Source organism: Thioclava sp. ISO4, from assembly GCF_058105145.1.
Genome location: NZ_CM176571.1, coordinates 1,945,711 through 1,961,224, shown reverse-complemented (window position 1 = coordinate 1,961,224; position 15,514 = coordinate 1,945,711). Strand labels below are relative to the sequence as shown.

Annotated in this window: 17 protein-coding genes; all 17 read right to left on the bottom strand. The window is 63.3% G+C overall.

Going from position 1 to position 15,514, the window contains the following annotated elements:
- The 17 genes from AC2TZ7_RS09700 to AC2TZ7_RS09620 are packed head-to-tail and all read right to left on the bottom strand — an operon-like array spanning position 1 to position 15,506.
- Positions 1-1,539 (bottom strand): NADH-quinone oxidoreductase subunit M, encoded by a 1,539-nt coding sequence (locus AC2TZ7_RS09700; RefSeq protein ID WP_098410570.1) that lies wholly within the window; start codon positions 1,537-1,539, stop codon positions 1-3.
- Positions 1,539-3,728, bottom strand: coding sequence for an NADH-quinone oxidoreductase subunit L (gene nuoL, locus AC2TZ7_RS09695; RefSeq protein ID WP_489866742.1), 2,190 nt, complete (start codon positions 3,726-3,728; stop codon positions 1,539-1,541). Before nuoL ends, AC2TZ7_RS09700 begins: the two co-directional genes overlap by 1 nt.
- Before the next feature lie 6 nt (positions 3,729-3,734).
- Positions 3,735-4,040 carry an NADH-quinone oxidoreductase subunit NuoK gene (gene nuoK, locus AC2TZ7_RS09690; protein ID WP_098410568.1) on the bottom strand — a complete coding sequence of 102 codons (306 nt, stop codon included), beginning with the start codon at positions 4,038-4,040 and terminating at the stop codon, positions 3,735-3,737.
- 49 nt (positions 4,041-4,089) lie between these two features.
- Positions 4,090-4,698: an NADH-quinone oxidoreductase subunit J gene (locus AC2TZ7_RS09685; protein WP_489866741.1), complete on the bottom strand. Its 609-nt coding sequence runs from the start codon at positions 4,696-4,698 to the stop codon at positions 4,090-4,092.
- Positions 4,695-5,105 carry a carboxymuconolactone decarboxylase family protein gene (locus tag AC2TZ7_RS09680; RefSeq protein WP_078519420.1) on the bottom strand — a complete coding sequence of 137 codons (411 nt, stop codon included), beginning with the start codon at positions 5,103-5,105 and terminating at the stop codon, positions 4,695-4,697. The genes AC2TZ7_RS09685 and AC2TZ7_RS09680 overlap by 4 nt, the downstream gene beginning before the upstream one ends.
- Positions 5,102-5,593, bottom strand: coding sequence for an NADH-quinone oxidoreductase subunit NuoI (nuoI, locus tag AC2TZ7_RS09675; RefSeq protein ID WP_075774482.1), 492 nt, complete (start codon positions 5,591-5,593; stop codon positions 5,102-5,104). The genes AC2TZ7_RS09680 and nuoI overlap by 4 nt, the downstream gene beginning before the upstream one ends.
- Positions 5,594-5,596: 3 nt before the next feature.
- On the bottom strand, positions 5,597-6,634 hold the full coding sequence (gene nuoH, locus AC2TZ7_RS09670; RefSeq protein WP_098410566.1) for an NADH-quinone oxidoreductase subunit NuoH: 1,038 nt from the start codon (positions 6,632-6,634) through the stop codon (positions 5,597-5,599).
- A 15-nt stretch (positions 6,635-6,649) separates the two neighbouring features.
- Positions 6,650-7,060, bottom strand: a complete 411-nt coding sequence (locus AC2TZ7_RS09665) for a hypothetical protein (RefSeq protein ID WP_208409817.1) — start codon at positions 7,058-7,060, stop codon at positions 6,650-6,652.
- 14 nt (positions 7,061-7,074) lie between these two features.
- On the bottom strand, positions 7,075-9,108 hold the full coding sequence (nuoG, locus tag AC2TZ7_RS09660; RefSeq protein WP_489866740.1) for an NADH-quinone oxidoreductase subunit NuoG: 2,034 nt from the start codon (positions 9,106-9,108) through the stop codon (positions 7,075-7,077).
- Between the two features lie 53 nt (positions 9,109-9,161).
- On the bottom strand, positions 9,162-9,467 hold the full coding sequence (locus AC2TZ7_RS09655; protein WP_489866739.1) for a hypothetical protein: 306 nt from the start codon (positions 9,465-9,467) through the stop codon (positions 9,162-9,164).
- Positions 9,464-9,964 (bottom strand): DUF3291 domain-containing protein, encoded by a 501-nt coding sequence (locus AC2TZ7_RS09650; RefSeq protein ID WP_489866738.1) that lies wholly within the window; start codon positions 9,962-9,964, stop codon positions 9,464-9,466. The genes AC2TZ7_RS09655 and AC2TZ7_RS09650 overlap by 4 nt, the downstream gene beginning before the upstream one ends.
- Positions 9,961-11,256, bottom strand: a complete 1,296-nt coding sequence (gene nuoF / locus AC2TZ7_RS09645; protein WP_078539526.1) for an NADH-quinone oxidoreductase subunit NuoF — start codon at positions 11,254-11,256, stop codon at positions 9,961-9,963. Before nuoF ends, AC2TZ7_RS09650 begins: the two co-directional genes overlap by 4 nt.
- A 10-nt stretch (positions 11,257-11,266) precedes the next feature.
- A complete protein-coding gene (locus AC2TZ7_RS09640; protein WP_078570253.1) occupies positions 11,267-11,482 on the bottom strand; it encodes a DUF5337 family protein in 216 nt (71 codons plus the stop codon).
- A gap of 10 nt (positions 11,483-11,492) precedes the next feature.
- Positions 11,493-12,377: a helix-hairpin-helix domain-containing protein gene (locus AC2TZ7_RS09635; protein ID WP_489866737.1), complete on the bottom strand. Its 885-nt coding sequence runs from the start codon at positions 12,375-12,377 to the stop codon at positions 11,493-11,495.
- A 50-nt stretch (positions 12,378-12,427) separates the two neighbouring features.
- Positions 12,428-13,654 carry an NADH-quinone oxidoreductase subunit E gene (locus tag AC2TZ7_RS09630; protein ID WP_489866736.1) on the bottom strand — a complete coding sequence of 409 codons (1,227 nt, stop codon included), beginning with the start codon at positions 13,652-13,654 and terminating at the stop codon, positions 12,428-12,430.
- A complete protein-coding gene (locus AC2TZ7_RS09625) occupies positions 13,654-14,898 on the bottom strand; it encodes an NADH-quinone oxidoreductase subunit D (RefSeq protein ID WP_134332052.1) in 1,245 nt (414 codons plus the stop codon). The genes AC2TZ7_RS09630 and AC2TZ7_RS09625 overlap by 1 nt, the downstream gene beginning before the upstream one ends.
- Positions 14,895-15,506: an NADH-quinone oxidoreductase subunit C gene (locus AC2TZ7_RS09620; protein WP_098410559.1), complete on the bottom strand. Its 612-nt coding sequence runs from the start codon at positions 15,504-15,506 to the stop codon at positions 14,895-14,897. The genes AC2TZ7_RS09625 and AC2TZ7_RS09620 overlap by 4 nt, the downstream gene beginning before the upstream one ends.
- Positions 15,507-15,514 lie beyond the last annotated feature (8 nt).

The following is a 15,514-nucleotide window of genomic DNA, read 5'->3' as shown; positions in this document are numbered from 1 at the left end:
TCAGTGTTCGACCAGGTCGGACAGAAGGTTGTCCGGCAAGGCATCGTGATAGTTCTGGACAAGGTTCGTCACCGACGGCCCGATGATGTTGGTCACGAGATCAGGATAGACCCCGAGCAACAAGGTCATCGCGACCAGCGGCGCGAAGATCCATTTCTCGCGCGTGCTCAGGTCGGTGATCGCACGCAGGCTCTCTTTGATGAGATCGCCGAAGACGACCCGGCGATAGAGCCAGAGCGCATAGGCCGCCGACAGGATCACGCTCGTCGTGGCGAAGACCGCAACCCACGTATTCACCTGGAAGACGCCCACGAGGATCAGGAACTCGCCGACGAAATTGGCGGTGCCGGGAAGGCCGACATTGGCCATCGTGAAGAACATGAAGATCGTCGCATAGGCAGGCATGCGCTTCACCAGGCCGCCATAGGCCGAGATCTCGCGCGTATGCATCCGGTCGTAAACCACACCCACCGCGAGGAACAGCGCCGCCGAGGTGAAACCGTGCGCGACAACCATGAAGATACCGCCCTCGATACCCTGCTGCGTGCCCGAGAAAATCCCGAGCAGCACGACGGCCATGTGCGCGACCGAGCTATAGGCGATGACGCGCTTGATATCGGTCTGCACCAGCGCCACCAGCGAGGTCCAGATGATCGCGATCACCGCGAGCCACATCGCCCAGGGCCCGACCACGAGGTTGCCCACCGGGAACATCGGCAGCGAGAAGCGCAGGAAACCGTAATCGGCGAGCTTCAACAACACCGCGGCGAGCACGACAGAACCGGCCGTCGGCGCCTGCACGTGCGCGGCAGGCAGCCAGGTGTGCACCGGCCAGAGCGGCATCTTGATCGCGAAGGAGATGAAGAAGCCGAGCCAGAGCAGCGTTTGCACCCCGCCGGGGATCGTTATCCCGAGTATGTGCACCGGTGTGTATGGGAACTCGTAGACGAGCAGCCCCGGCATATCCGTCGTTCCGGTGTGGAAGTAGATGTAGATGATCGACACCAGCATGAAGACCGAGCCGAAGAAGGTGTAGAGGAAGAACTTGAACGCGGCGTAGACGCGCTGCTTGCCCCCCCAGATACCGATGATCAGGAACATCGGGATCAGGCCCGCTTCGAAGAACAGGTAGAACAGCACCAGATCGAGCGTGACGAAGGTGCCCACCATCAGCGTCTCGAGGACGAGGAAGGCGATCATGTATTCCTTCACGCGGTCGGTGACGTTCCAGCTGCCGACGATCACCAGCGGCATCATGAAGGTGGTCAGCATCACGAAGAGGATCGACAGGCCGTCGACACCCACGCGGTACTGGAACCCCATGATCCAGGTGTATTTCTCCATGAACTGGAAGCCGGTGTTGGACGGGTCGAACCCGGCCAGCAGGAACAGCGAGATCAGGAAGGTGACCGACGTCGCGGTCAGCGCCACCCATTTCGCGTTCCGGTCCGCCTCGGGCGAGCCGCCGCGCAGAACCAGCGCGAGGATCAGCGCCGCCACGGCGGGCGTGAAGATGACGATGGAAAGCAGGTGTTGCATCAGTTCGCCCCCCCGTTGAGGACGACCCAGAGCATGAGACCGACAATCCCGATCACCATGGCGAAGGCGTAGTGGAACAGATAGCCCGATTGCATCCTGTTAAGGAACCTCGTGAATGTCGGGACGATGCCAACGGCCATGCCGTCGATAACTCGGTCAATCGAGCCCTCGTCCCCTTTCTTCCAGAATTGATAGCCGAACCAGAGCGCCGGGCGCACGAAGATGCGCTCGTACAGCTCGTCGAAATACCACTTGTTGAGCAGGAAGCGGTACAGGCCAGGCTGCGCCTCGGCGAGCCGCTTCGGCAGGCTGGTGTCCTTGATGTAGAACAGCCATGCCACGAGAAGCCCGCCAAGCATCGCCACGAAGGGCGAAACCTTGACCCAGGCCGGTGCGTGGTGCGCCTTGTCGATGACCTCGTTTTCCTGACCCATGTAGATCGCACCCTGAGGGGCGACGCCCGGATACTTGATCACCGCCGTCGAGACGCCGACATCCGGCGAGGTCTTGGCCTCGTCCATCAGCTCGGCCTCGGCCTGCTGCTCGGTCATGGTCGCATCCGGCACCGGCGGCTCTGCGCCATGGGCGCCCTCACCGGTCTGCGCAGCCTCGCCATTCGTCGCATGACCCGCATCCGCCGTTTGCTCGGCATGGGCGGGAAGCCCGAAGAACTTCACCAGCTTCGCGTGATCGCCGAAGAAGACGTTGTACCAGATCATCCCGGCGAAGATCGCGCCGAAGGACAGCACCACCAGCGGCACGGTCATGACCCACGGGCTTTCCTTGGCGTGATCATGCGCATGATGATCGCCGCGCGGCTTGCCGAAGAAGGTCATGAAGATCAGGCGCCACGAGTAGAAGGACGTGAAGGCCGCCGCGATGACCAGAAGCCAGAAGGCATAGCCTGCGCCGGAGCCGCCCCAGACGCTCTCGATGATCGCGTCTTTCGAGAGGAAGCCCGCGAAGCCGAGATGGGTGAAGGGAATGCCGACCCCGGTGATCGCCAGCGTACCGAAGATCATCGCCCAGAAGGTCAGCGGCACCTTTTTGCGAAGGCCGCCATAGTTCCGCATGTCCTGCTCGTGGTGCATCGCGGTGATGACCGAACCAGCCGAAAGGAACAGCAGCGCCTTGAAGAACGCGTGGGTCAGCAGGTGGAACATCGCCACCGAGTAGACGCCGACACCCGCTGCCGCGAACATGTAGCCCAGCTGCGAACAGGTCGAATAGGCGATGACGCGCTTGATGTCGTTCTGCACCAGACCCACGGTCGCGGCGAAGAAGGCGGTCGAGGCGCCGATCACGACGATGAAGGTCTGCGCATGCGGAGCGTATTCGTAGACCGGCGACATGCGGCAGACGAGGAACACGCCCGCGGTCACCATGGTCGCGGCGTGGATCAGCGCCGACACAGGCGTCGGGCCTTCCATCGCGTCCGGCAACCATGTGTGCAGGAAGAGCTGCGCCGATTTACCCATCGCACCCACGAAGAGCAGGAAGGCGCAGAGCTCGACCGCGTTCCAGGACCCCCAGAGGAAGTCGAGATTGGTCTCTGACAAGGCCGGCGCCGCCGAAAAGACGTCGTCCAACTGCAGCGAGCCGGTCATGTAGAACAGGCCGAACATCCCCAGCAGGAAGCCAAAATCGCCGACACGGTTGACGATGAAGGCCTTCATCGCGGCCGCGTTGGCCGAGGGTTTCTTGTAGTAGAAGCCGATCAGCAGGTAGGAGGCGACACCGACGCCTTCCCAGCCGAAGAACATCTGCAGCAGGTTGTCCGAGGTCACCAGCATCAACATGGTGAAGGTGAAGAAGGACAGGTAGGCGAAGAAGCGTGCCTTGTAGTTCTCGCCCTTCCCCTCGTCGAAATTCTCGTCATGGGCCATGTAGCCCCACGAGTAGAGATGCACGAGCGAGGAGACCGTCGTCACCACGATCAGCATGATCGCGGTCAGTCGGTCCATCCGGATCGCCCAGGAGACATCCAGTTCCCCCGAGGTGATCCAGTTCAGGACGTGAATGTGCTGCGTCTGATCGCCCAGCGTGAGGAACACGATCCAGCTGAGCAGAGCGGCGAGGAACAGAAGGCCCGTGGTCAGGACCATCGCGCCCTTTTCGCCGATCACCCGCCAGCCGAAGCCACCAAGGATCGCACCGATCAGCGGCGCAAAGAGAATGATCGTTTCCATCGTCCCTTATCCCTTCATCACGTTGACGTCTTCGACCTCGATCGAGCCGCGGTTGCGGAAGAAGACCACGAGGATCGCAAGGCCGATCGCGGCCTCGGCTGCCGCAACGGTCAGCACGAAGAGGGTGAAGATCTGTCCGACGAGGTCCCCCAGATAGGCCGAGAAAGCCACCAGGTTGATATTCACCGCCAACAGCATCAGTTCGATCGACATCATGATGACGATCACGTTCTTGCGGTTCACGAAGATCCCGAAAATGCCGATCACGAACAGCGCGGCAGCCACGCCAAGGTAATGTTCCAATCCGATCATGCGTTCACCCTCGTTTCCGAACTCGCGTTTTTCGCTTGCTTTTGTTCGCTCACAGCCCCTGCCCCGGTTTGACGTCCACCATTTCCATCGTCTTGGACGGATCGCGATGCATCTGCGCGATGACGTTCTGGCGCTTGACGTTGGTGCGATGGCGCAGCGTCAGAAGGATCGCCCCGATCATCGCGACCAGCAGGATCAGGCCCGCCGTCTGGAAGAGGTAGAGGTATTTGTCATAAACGAGCAGGCCGATCGCCTGCGCGTTGGTCATGCCCTCGGGCACCGGATCGGCACGCAGGCTTTCCGCCATGTCCGAGGTCTGCCATGCGCCGAAGGCGATGCCCAGCTGCACCAGCATCACGACCCCGATCAGGAGGCCCAGCGGCATGTAGCGCGCCAGCTCCCCTTTCAGCGCGGCGAAATCGACATCGAGCATCATCACCACGAAGAGGAAGAGCACCGCGACCGCGCCGACATAGACGATGATCAACAGCATCGCGACGAATTCCGAGCCCAGCAGCACGAAAAGCCCCGCTGCCGACAGGAAGGTGAGGATCAGCCAGAGCACCGAATGGACCGGGTTCTTGGAAATCACCACCATGAAGCCCGCGACCACCGCCGTAATGGCGAAAAGGTAGAAGGCGAAAGCAAACACCGTCATTCGTTCTCTCCCGAATTCTCGTCGAAGACCGATTGCGCGATCTCGAGCGCGCGGGTCATGGCGGGCACCCCGCCGAACATGCTCATCTGAAAGATCACCTCGGCGATCTCGCGTTGCGTGGCCCCGGCCTCGAGCGCGTGGCGGATCGTCAGGCGCAGCTGCGAATCCGCTTGCGCGCCCAGCACCGTGAGCGCGGCGATCGTCACCAGAAGCCGCGTCCGGCTGTCGAGCCCTTCGCGGTTGAAGGTCTTGCCGAACCACATCTCCATCATGTCCTTCGACATGGTGGGGAAGAGTTTCTCCATCGCAGCCGGATTGAAACTTTCCAGCGCCGGATTGAACAGCCGCGCCATCTCGGCCGACTGCTCCATCATGTTGCTAAAGAGTTTCGAAAAATCGTCGGTCATCTGTAAGGCGCATCCAGTTCGAGGTTGCGGGCAATCTCGGCTTCCCAGCGGGCCCCGTTCTCAAGGAGCTTCTGCTTGTCGTAGAACAGCTCCTCGCGGGTCTCGGTCGAGAATTCGAAATTCGGACCTTCGACGATCGCATCCACCGGGCAGGCTTCCTGACAGAAGCCGCAATAGATGCATTTCGTCATGTCGATGTCGTAGCGCGTCGTGCGGCGCGAGCCGTCGGCGCGGGGTTCCGCGTCGATCGTGATCGCCTGCGCCGGGCAGATCGCCTCGCAAAGTTTGCACGCGATGCAGCGCTCTTCCCCGTTGGGGTAGCGGCGCAGGGCGTGCTCGCCCCGGAAGCGCGGCGACAGCGGGCCCTTCTCGTGCGGGTAGTTCAGCGTGGGTTTCGGCGCGAAGAAATAGCGCATCCCCAGGCCGAAGCCTTTGATGAAGTCCACCAGCAAGAAATACTTGGCAGCGCGGTTATAGTCGAAAGCCATCTATCAGCTCCCCATCGCCCAGCGGGCCCAGAAGTGCCCGAAGATTTCGAATTTCGCGAGGAAGGAGATGATCACCACCCACGCCAGCGACAGCGGCAGGAAGACTTTCCAGCCAATCCGCATGAGCTGGTCGTAGCGGTAGCGCGGCACGATCGCCTTCACCATCGCGAACATGAAGAAGAAGAACACCATCTTGGCGAACATCCACAGCACCCCGTCGGGCAGACCCGGGATCGGGGACAGCCAGCCGCCGAAGAACAGGATCGACATCAGCGCGCACATCAGCCAGATCGCGATATATTCGCCGGCCATGAACAGCAGATACGGGGTCGAGCTGTATTCCACCATGAAGCCCGCAACGAGTTCGGATTCCGCTTCCGGAAGGTCGAAGGGCGGGCGGTTGGTCTCGGCCAGCGCCGAGATGAAGAACAGCGCCACCATCGGCAGGTGGGGCAGCCAGTACCAGCCCAGAAGGCCCCAGCCGGTATCCTGCGCGCGCACGATGGTCGACAGGTTCATCGAGCCGGTCGAGATGATCACCCCGATGATGATCAGGCCGATCGAGACCTCATAGGAGATCATCTGCGCGGCCGAGCGGAGCGAGCCGAGGAACGGGTATTTCGAGTTCGACGCCCAGCCGCCCATGATCACGCCGTACACCTCGAGCGAGGAGGCCGCGAAGACAAACAGAAGGGCGACGTTGATATCGGCCAGCACCCAACCGTCGGCAAACGGGATCACCGAGAAGGTCAGGAGTGCGAGCACGAAGCTCAGGATCGGGGCGAGGAAATAGACGAACTTGTCGGCGCCCGCCGGCACGACGATTTCCTTGACCACATATTTCAGCGCATCCGCGAAGGTCTGCATCAGGCCCCAGGGCCCGACGACGTTCGGTCCGCGACGCATCTGCACGGCAGCCCAGATCTTACGGTCGCCATAGACCAGCCAGATCATCGAAAGCATCACGAAGGCGATAACCGCCAAGCTCTGCAGCACGATCAGCAGGAAGATCCCGAAAGGTGTCGCGAAGAATTCAGCCATGATGTCCCACTCTCTTCATACGGTCGGAATGCCGCGATCCTTGCAATCGGCGACGGTTACTTCCGCGTCGATCGTCTTGAGTCCCTGCGGCAAGGCGGGCGAGATGGTGTAGACCGCATCTGCCCGCCAGATGCCACCCTCTTCAGTCACATTCGTGCGCACATGGCGCGCAAATCCATAGCCACGCACCAGCGCATATTGCGCGGCTGCGCATTGGGCATAATCGGTCGCCGCTTTCTCGCTGGCGCCCTCGCCCGAGACGCGCGCGCGGATCTCCACCAGATCGCTGTCGAGGAGCCGTGTTTCGGTGCCCCGATAGTCCGGTTTGACCGCGCTATCCCCCTGCGCCCCGCCGGTCGGCGTGCACGCCGCCAGACCGGCCAGAAGGCCGGGGGCGAGCGGTGCGATATTGGGCAGGGTCTGCATCATCCGTCTCAACCTCACTCGGCGGCGACCGGCGCTTCGGCCCGCGCTTTCGCGAGGCTCGCGCATTCGCCCATCACGACGGAGGCCCGTGCGATCGGGTTGGTCAGGTAGAATTCGTGGATCGGCAGACGGAAGGTCGCCTTGCCCATGTCGCGCGGCTCGATCGCCTGCACTTCGTTCTCCACAACTTCATCGACCTGCGCCAGATGCGGCACTTCCGCGACCATCGCGCGGCGCAGACCGGCCAGCGTGTCCCAGGGCTGCTTGGCGTCCAGCTCGGCCGAGAGCGCGCGCAGGATCGCCCAGTTCTCTTTCGCCTCGCCCGGCGGGAAGGCCGCGCGGAAGGCAAGCTGCGGACGACCCTCGGTGTTCACGAAGAGGCCGTTCTCTTCCGTATAGGCCGCGCCGGGCAGGATCACGTCGGCGCGGTTGGCCCCGCGGTCGCCGTGGCTGCCCTGATAGATCACGAAGGGACCGCCCTCGGCGCGCGGGGTGATCTCCACCTCGTCGGCGCCCATGTTGTAGATCACCTCGGCCCCGTCGATGGCCGCGAGCAGACCGCCCTCGGTCACAGCGCCCACATCCATCGCGCCGACACGGGCGGCGGCGGTGTGCAGCACCATGAACTTGGCGTTCGAGTTCTCAGCCAGCTTCATGGCATGGGCCAGAACCGCCTCGCCATCGGCTTCGTTCAGAGCGCCCTGCCCGATGATAACGACGGTGTTCTTCGCCTTCGTCTCGTCCGAGATCGTCTTGCCCGACAGTTCGGCCAGAGCGGCGCGGTCGGTGCCGACATGGACGTAGTCATAGGTCAGATCGCAGGCTTCGCCGACGAGACCGACAGTCGCGCCCTTGGCCCAGGCCTTACGGATGCGCGCGTTCAGAACGGGCGCTTCCACCGCCGGGTTCGCGCCGATGATTTGCACCATCTCGGCGTCATCCAGATCGGCGATCGTCGCGTTGCCGACATAGCCGTAGCGGTTACCGATCGGCAGACGGGCACCATCGGTGCGGCATTCGACCGTGCCGCCCAGCCCTTCGATCAGCTGCTTGAGCGAGAAAGCGGCCTCGGTGGAGACCAGATCGCCCACCAGACCGGCGACTTTCTTGCCCTTCATCGCCTCGGCGGCGGCGCTCAGCGCCTCGCCCCAGCTTGCGGGCTTCAGCTTGCCGTCGACGCGGACGTAGGGCCGGTCGAGACGCTGGCGGCGCAGGCCGTCCCAGACGAAGCGGGTCTTGTCGGAGATCCACTCCTCGTTCACGTCGTCATTGTTGCGCGGCAGGATGCGCATCACTTCGCGTCCCTTGGTGTCGACGCGGATGTTCGAGCCCACGGCGTCCATCACGTCGACGGTCTCGGTCTTCGTCAGCTCCCACGGACGCGCGGTGAACGCATAGGGCTTCGAGACCAGCGCGCCCACCGGGCACAGGTCGATGATGTTGCCCTGCATGTTCGAGTCGAGCGTCATGTTCAGGTAGTTCGCGATCTCCGCATCCTCGCCCCGGCCGGTCTGACCCATCTGGGTGATGCCCGCGACTTCGGTGGTGAAGCGCACGCAGCGGGTGCAGGAGATGCAGCGCGTCATATGGGTCTCGACCAGCGGGCCGAGGTTCAGCTCGGTCGCGGCGCGCTTGGGCTCGCGGTAGCGGCTGAAGTCCACCCCGTAAGCCATTGCCTGGTCTTGCAAATCGCATTCGCCGCCCTGGTCGCAGATCGGGCAGTCGAGCGGGTGGTTGATGAGCAGGAACTCCATCACCCCCTCGCGGGCCTTCTTGACCATCGGCGAGTTCGTCTTGATCACCGGCGGCGCGCCTTCCGGCCCCGGGCGCATGTCGCGCACCTGCATCGCGCAGGAGGCAGCCGGCTTCGGCGGGCCGCCCACGACTTCCACCAGACACATCCGGCAGTTGCCCGCGATCGACAGACGCTCGTGGTAGCAGAAGCGCGGGATCTCGATCCCCGCCTGCTCGCACGCCTGGATCAGCGTGAGGTTCGGATCGACCTCGACCTCGTTCCCGTCGATGATGATCTTTCTCAGGTCAGCCATGGCTATCCGTCTCGTCTCTTCGGGCGCGAGGTTGCCCCCGCGCGGGTTTTAGGTCAGGCCGCGTGTCCGCAGCCCATCGGGAAGACCCAAGCGCCGTCCCGGTATGTATCGTCGATTGACGAGGCCACGGCCCCGCCGCAGATGGCGTTCGCGGCCCGCTTGGCCTCGGCGCCCTCGTCATTTCCAAAGGGCGCAGCCTGCCGGATCACGACCAGCGCGCCACTCGCGTCATAGGCCGCCGTGTAGCCCTCAACCGCCGCCAGACGGCGCGGCCCTTTCGAGGCCTCGTTGCCGCCCGGAGTGCCCATGCAGCCACCAAGCGCCAGCGCGCAGCCCGATATGATCACCGCCCGCATCATGCCGCCTCCGCCGCGCAGGCGCGCGTCTTCCACAGCGTGGCTTGCGGCAGGTCTTTCCAGCCGAAGGCACGCTCGGACGCGCCATTCGCGCGCAGGTCTTCCAGCCGTTCCAGCGCCTCGTCGAGCGTGGGTTGATGGCCCGCGGGCACCCACCACATGACGAAATGCTGCTGACCGAGAAGTTCGAACCACTCCGCGCGGCGCTCGTAGAAAGCGCGATGCACGGTGTTCCAGACGAATTTCTCGAGGCTTTCCACGTCTTCCCAGACCGTCAGGTTCGAGACGAAACAGGGATCGCCGCCGATCTTGGCCTCGGTATTGCCGGTGCCGGGCTCGCCCGAACCTTCCATCATCCAGACGAACCCGTCCGACCGCTTGCCAATGCCGTTCACCGCGTCGAGGGCCTTCATGAAAGCCTCCAGACGCGGGTCGCCCGGTTCGGCAACCAGTCGGCCGATATTCAGCTCGGCCAGGTGATATCCGGCGGGTTGCTTCATTCCGCAGCCATCGCCCCCATGCGGCCAGTCTTGCGGGCCTTGATGCGGTCTTCGATCTCTTCGCGGAAGTGACGGATCAGGCCCTGGATCGGCCAGGCGGCTGCGTCGCCGAGCGCGCAGATCGTGTGGCCTTCGACCTGTTTGGTCACGTCGAACAGCATGTCGATTTCTTCGATCTCGGCCTCGCCGCGCACCAGACGGTCCATCACGCGCATCATCCAGCCGGTGCCTTCGCGGCACGGCGTGCACTGGCCGCAGCTTTCGTGCTTGAAGAATTTGGACAGGCGCCAGACGGCTTTGATCACGTCGGTATTCTGATCCATGACGATCATGCAGGCGGTGCCGAAGCTGGATTTCAGCTCGCGCATGCCGTCGTAATCCATGATCGCGTCTTCGCATTGATCGGCGGGCAGGATCGGACAGCTTGCCCCGCCCGGGATCACCGCCTTGAGGTTCTTCCAGCCGCCACGCACACCGCCGCCATGCTTCTCGATCAGTTCCTTCATCGAGATCGACATGGTCTCTTCGATGACGCAGGGCGTGTTGACGTGGCCCGACATCGCGAACAGCTTCACGCCGGTATTGTTCGGACGCCCGAAGCCCGCATACCACTCCGCGCCGCGACGCAGGATGGTCGGGACAACGGCGATGGATTCCACGTTGTTCACCGTCGTCGGGCAACCGTAGAGGCCCGCGCCTGCCGGGAACGGCGGCTTCATCCGGGGCATGCCCTTCTTGCCTTCGAGGCTTTCCAGCAGCGCCGTTTCCTCGCCGCAGATATAGGCCCCCGCGCCATGCGACAGGTAGACGTCGTAATCGTAGCCGGAGCCGCAGGCGTTCTTGCCGATCAGCCCGTCTTCATAGGCCTCGTCGATCGCGCGCTGCAGCGCCTCTTTCTCGCGGACATATTCGCCGCGGATGTAGATATAAGCCGCAGCGGCCCCCATCGCGAAACCGGCGATCAACGCGCCTTCGATCAGCGTATGCGGATCGTGGCGCATGATTTCGCGGTCCTTGCAGGTCGCGGGCTCGGATTCGTCGGCATTGATCGCGAGGAAGGCCGGACGCCCGTCGCTTTCCTTCGGCATGAAGGACCACTTGAGACCCGTCGGGAAGCCTGCCCCACCGCGCCCGCGCAGGCCGGAGGCCTTCACTTGCTCGATGATCCAATCCTTGCCTTTCGACAGGATCTCGCCAGTGCCGTCCCAATGCCCGCGCATCTTCGCGCCCTGCAGAGAGCGGTCATGCATCCCGTAGAGATTGGTGAAGATCCGGTCTTGATCCTTCAGCATATCGCTTCCCTCACTTGCCGGATTTCCGGCGCCAGATGCGCCAGACGAGTGCCAGCGCGTAGATATAGGCGGCTATCGCCGCAAGATCGCCGATCAGCGCGACCTGCGCCGACCAGCCCTGTTGTTGTCCGATCCATTGCAGGAGGAGCCAGAGGATCGTGGCGACGGCAATGATAAGGGCGGCTTTACGCCCCAACGCCCTGTCGTGCTCGTCGATCTGGCTCATTCACCCCCGCTCAGTAATCGTTCGTCTTCGCCCGTTCGAGGAACGCATCCATGCCTTCCTCAACGATGATCTTCGCCTGGCTGACCCACTTGTCGCGGGTGCAGCGGCCTTTGAAACGCGGCACGTTCTGGTCCGCATAGGCAATCTCTTCGGGGCCCCATTTCGCGATCTGGTCGTAATGGTAGATGCCCCAGCCGTTCAGCACTTCTTCGAGCTTCGGCCCGACGCCTTCGATCTTCTTGAGATCGTCGGCGCCCGCCTTGCGCGGCTGCTTGAGACCGCGCGGCTTCTTGCCGTCGCCCTCGGCGGCCTCGGGTTGGCCCCCGGCATTGGCGGCGGGCTTGTCCGCGACCTGCGCCGACATCGCGGAGAGCGGCGTGGTCGCGTCAGCCTCGGGCTCGGCCTCGGGCTCGGCCTTGGGCTCTTCCGTCTTCGGCTCGGCCTTGGGCTCCTCGGCCTCTTCCGTCGCAGGCTTGGTCGTCGGGCCGGGCTCGGGCTTGTCAGCCTCGGGCGTGGCCGCTTCGTCCTTGGGCGTCATGGTGTCGGCACGCGTCACCTCGCGCTCGGCTGCGGGCGTCGGTGCCGCCGCTGCCGCCTGCGCTTGCGCCGCGACCCCTTCGGGAGAGGAGGCATTGAAGGTTTCGACTGGGCTTTCGGGAATAGCGGAATCGTCGGTGGAGGCGCCGGTGCCGTCCGCCGCGCCCGGCGCGCCATGTTCGGAGCAGAATGCCCAGATCAGGAAGGCGCCGAAGAGCAGCACGGTCAGGAGACCGAGGAACACAGCCACGAAGAAGGGCTCATGCGCCACGACCATCAGGAATACGGCGACCACAAGCCCCGTAATACCTGCCCAGATACCCGCTTTGCCGCGGCACCCTTGTGTCTGATCACCCATTCCCGTTTCTCCATTCACTCCGCCGAACGGCGGTCTCTACCCTGTTGCGCTTATTCGTAAATGCCGTCTTTCTTTGCGCGCGACGAGAATTCGGTCTCCGCCCCGCTGGCCAGTTTCTCTGCCTGACCTTTCCAGTCGTCACGCGTCGCGCGACCTTTGAACCCTTCGAGATTGCTGTCGACCCAAGCGAGTTCCGCATCGGTCCAGCCAGCGATCTGGTCGAAGTGATAGATGCCCATCGAATGCAGAAGCGTCTCGAGCTTCGGCCCGACGCCCTTGATCATCTTGAGGTCATCGGCCCCACCGTCGCGCGGCGCGTCGAGCAGCTTGGGCTTCTCGCCCGCCTCTGCCTCCGCGGCCTCAGCCTCGGTGCCTTCGGGCTCGCGCTTGGACGCCGGGCGAGCCTTCGAGGTGGCCTGCGCTTCGGATTTCGTCACGCCGGTCTTGTCGGCGGGCGCGTCCTTGGCGGGCTTGGCCTCGGTTTTCTTGGCGGCCTTGCGCGCCTCGTCCTGTTGCGCGGCAGAGCGCGGACGCTCCTGCCCCATCGTGCCGATTGGACCGCGCTGGCCCGAGCTTTGCCACGGTGCGGCGAGCGGCACTTCGGTGCCGTCGATGCGCTTGATCGTGTCGCCGATATCGACCGCGAGATCGACCGAAGCGTTGTACTCTTCCTTGTCGCCCTTGCTCTCGGTGAGCGCGGTCAGGCCCGAAGCGGGCTCGGACGAGAAGCGGCCGGTCTGCGAGCCGGGCTTCGGCACGTCGCCCTTGCCCATCTCGTCGATCAGCTCCGCGAGGCGCTCTTCGGTCAGGTCTTCGTAGTAATCCTTGCCGACCTGCATCATCGGGGCGTTCGCACAGGCGCCGAGGCATTCGACCTCTTCCCACGAGAACTTGCCATCGTCCGAGAGCTGGAACGGCTCGGGCGCGATCTTTTCCTTGCAGACCTTCATCAGGTCTTCCGCGCCGCAGATCATGCACGAGGTCGTGCCGCAGATCTGTAGGTGGGCGACCGAGCCGACCGGGGCCAGCTGGAACATGAAGTAGAAGGTCGCGACCTCGAGCGCCCGCATATAGGGCATGTCGAGCATCTCGGCGACGTATTCGATTGCCGGACGGCTCAGCCAGCCTTCCTGTTCCTGCGCGCGGAACAGCAGCGGGATGATCGCCGAGGCCTGACGGCCGACCGGGAACTTGGTCATCTGGGCCTTGGCCCATGCGAGGTTCTCGGGCGTGAACTCGAAACTATCGGGTTGTTCCGGGTAAAGACGGCGAAGCATTAGCGGTCAACCTCCCCGAACACGATGTCCATCGTGCCGATGATTGCAGACACGTCGGCGAGCATGTGCCCCTTGGCGACGTGATCCATGGATTGCAGATGCAGGTAACCCGGAGCGCGGATCTTCGCGCGATACGGCTTGTTCGTGCCGTCGGCCACCAGATAGACGCCGAACTCGCCCTTGGGCGCTTCGACGGCGGCATAAACCTCGCCCGCGGGGACGTGGAAGCCTTCGGTATAAAGCTTGAAGTGGTGGATCAGCGCTTCCATCGAGCGCTTCATCTCCGACCGCTTCGGCGGGGTCACCTTGCCACGGGCGAGCACGTCGCCCTGATTTTCCGGCATCCGCAGCTTCTCGATCGCTTGCAGGACGATCTTGGTCGACTCGCGCATCTCGGCCATCCGGCAGAGGTAGCGGTCGTAGCAATCGCCGTTTTTGCCGACCGGAATCTGGAAGTCGAACTCGTCATAGCACTCGTAGGGCTGCGCGCGGCGCAGGTCCCATGCAAGGCCGGAGCCACGAACCATCACGCCGGAATAGCCCCATTGCTGGATCTCCTCCTCGGAGATGACGCAGATATCGACGTTGCGCTGCTTGAAGATGCGGTTCTCGGTCAGCAGCCCTTCGATATCGTCGAGCACTTTCGGGAACTCATGCGCCCATGTCTCGATATCGTCGAGCAGCTTCGGCGGCAGGTCCTGGTGGACGCCGCCGGGCCGGAAATAGGCCGAGTGCAGACGCGCGCCGCAGGCCCGCTCGTAGAAGACCATCAGCTTCTCGCGCTCTTCGAAACCCCAGAGCGGGGGCGTCAGCGCGCCCACGTCCATCGCCTGCGTCGTGACGTTGAGCAGGTGGTTCAGGATGCGCCCGATCTCGGAATAGAGCACGCGGATCAGCGAGCCGCGACGCGGCACTTCCACGCCGGTCAGCTTCTCGATGGCGAGGCACCACGCATGTTCCTGGTTCATCGGCGCGACATAGTCGAGGCGATTGAAGTAAGGCAGGTTCTGCAGATAGGTGCGGCTTTCCATCAGCTTCTCGGTGCCACGGTGCAGCAGCCCGATATGCGGGTCGGCGCGTTCCACCACCTCGCCGTCCAGCTCCAGCACCATGCGCAGCACGCCGTGGGCGGCCGGGTGTTGGGGACCGAAGTTGATGTTGAAGTTACGGATGCGCTGCTCGTCGGTCAGCGTGTCCCTCGAGCCGTCATCATAGACATTGTTGCGGATATCGCCGTCCATCATTTCGCCTCCTCGCCCTTCTCGTCACCGGGAAGAATGTATTTCGCGCCTTCCCATGGCGAGAGGAAATCGAACTGCCGGTATTCCTGCGTCAGCTTCACCGGCTCATAGACGACGCGCTTGAGCACTTCGTCGTAACGCACTTCGACATAGCCCGTCGTCGGGAAATCCTTGCGCAGCGGATGGCCGCGGAACCCGTAATCGGTCAGCAGACGGCGCAGGTCCGGGTGGCCCGAGAACAGGATGCCGAACATGTCGAAAATCTCGCGCTCGAACCAATCGGCACAGGGGTGCAGCTTGGTGATCGAGGGCACCATGTCCTCTTCGCGGATCGCCGCCTTAATGCGGATGCGCTGGTTGCGATACATCGACAGGTAATGCCAGACGACATCGAAGCGCTGCGGGCGTTCGGGCCAGTCGATGGCGGTGATGTCCACGAGGTTCGTGAAGCGGCAATTCGGATCGTCGCGCAGGAACTCGGTGAAACCGGGAACGGATTGCGCGGTGATCGTGACCGTCAGCTCGTTGAAGGCGATCTCGGTGGAGACCACGTCATCGGGGCGCTTCAGCTCGATATGGCCGGCCAGTTCGCGAAGGGCAGTATCGTCCATCTCTCGCT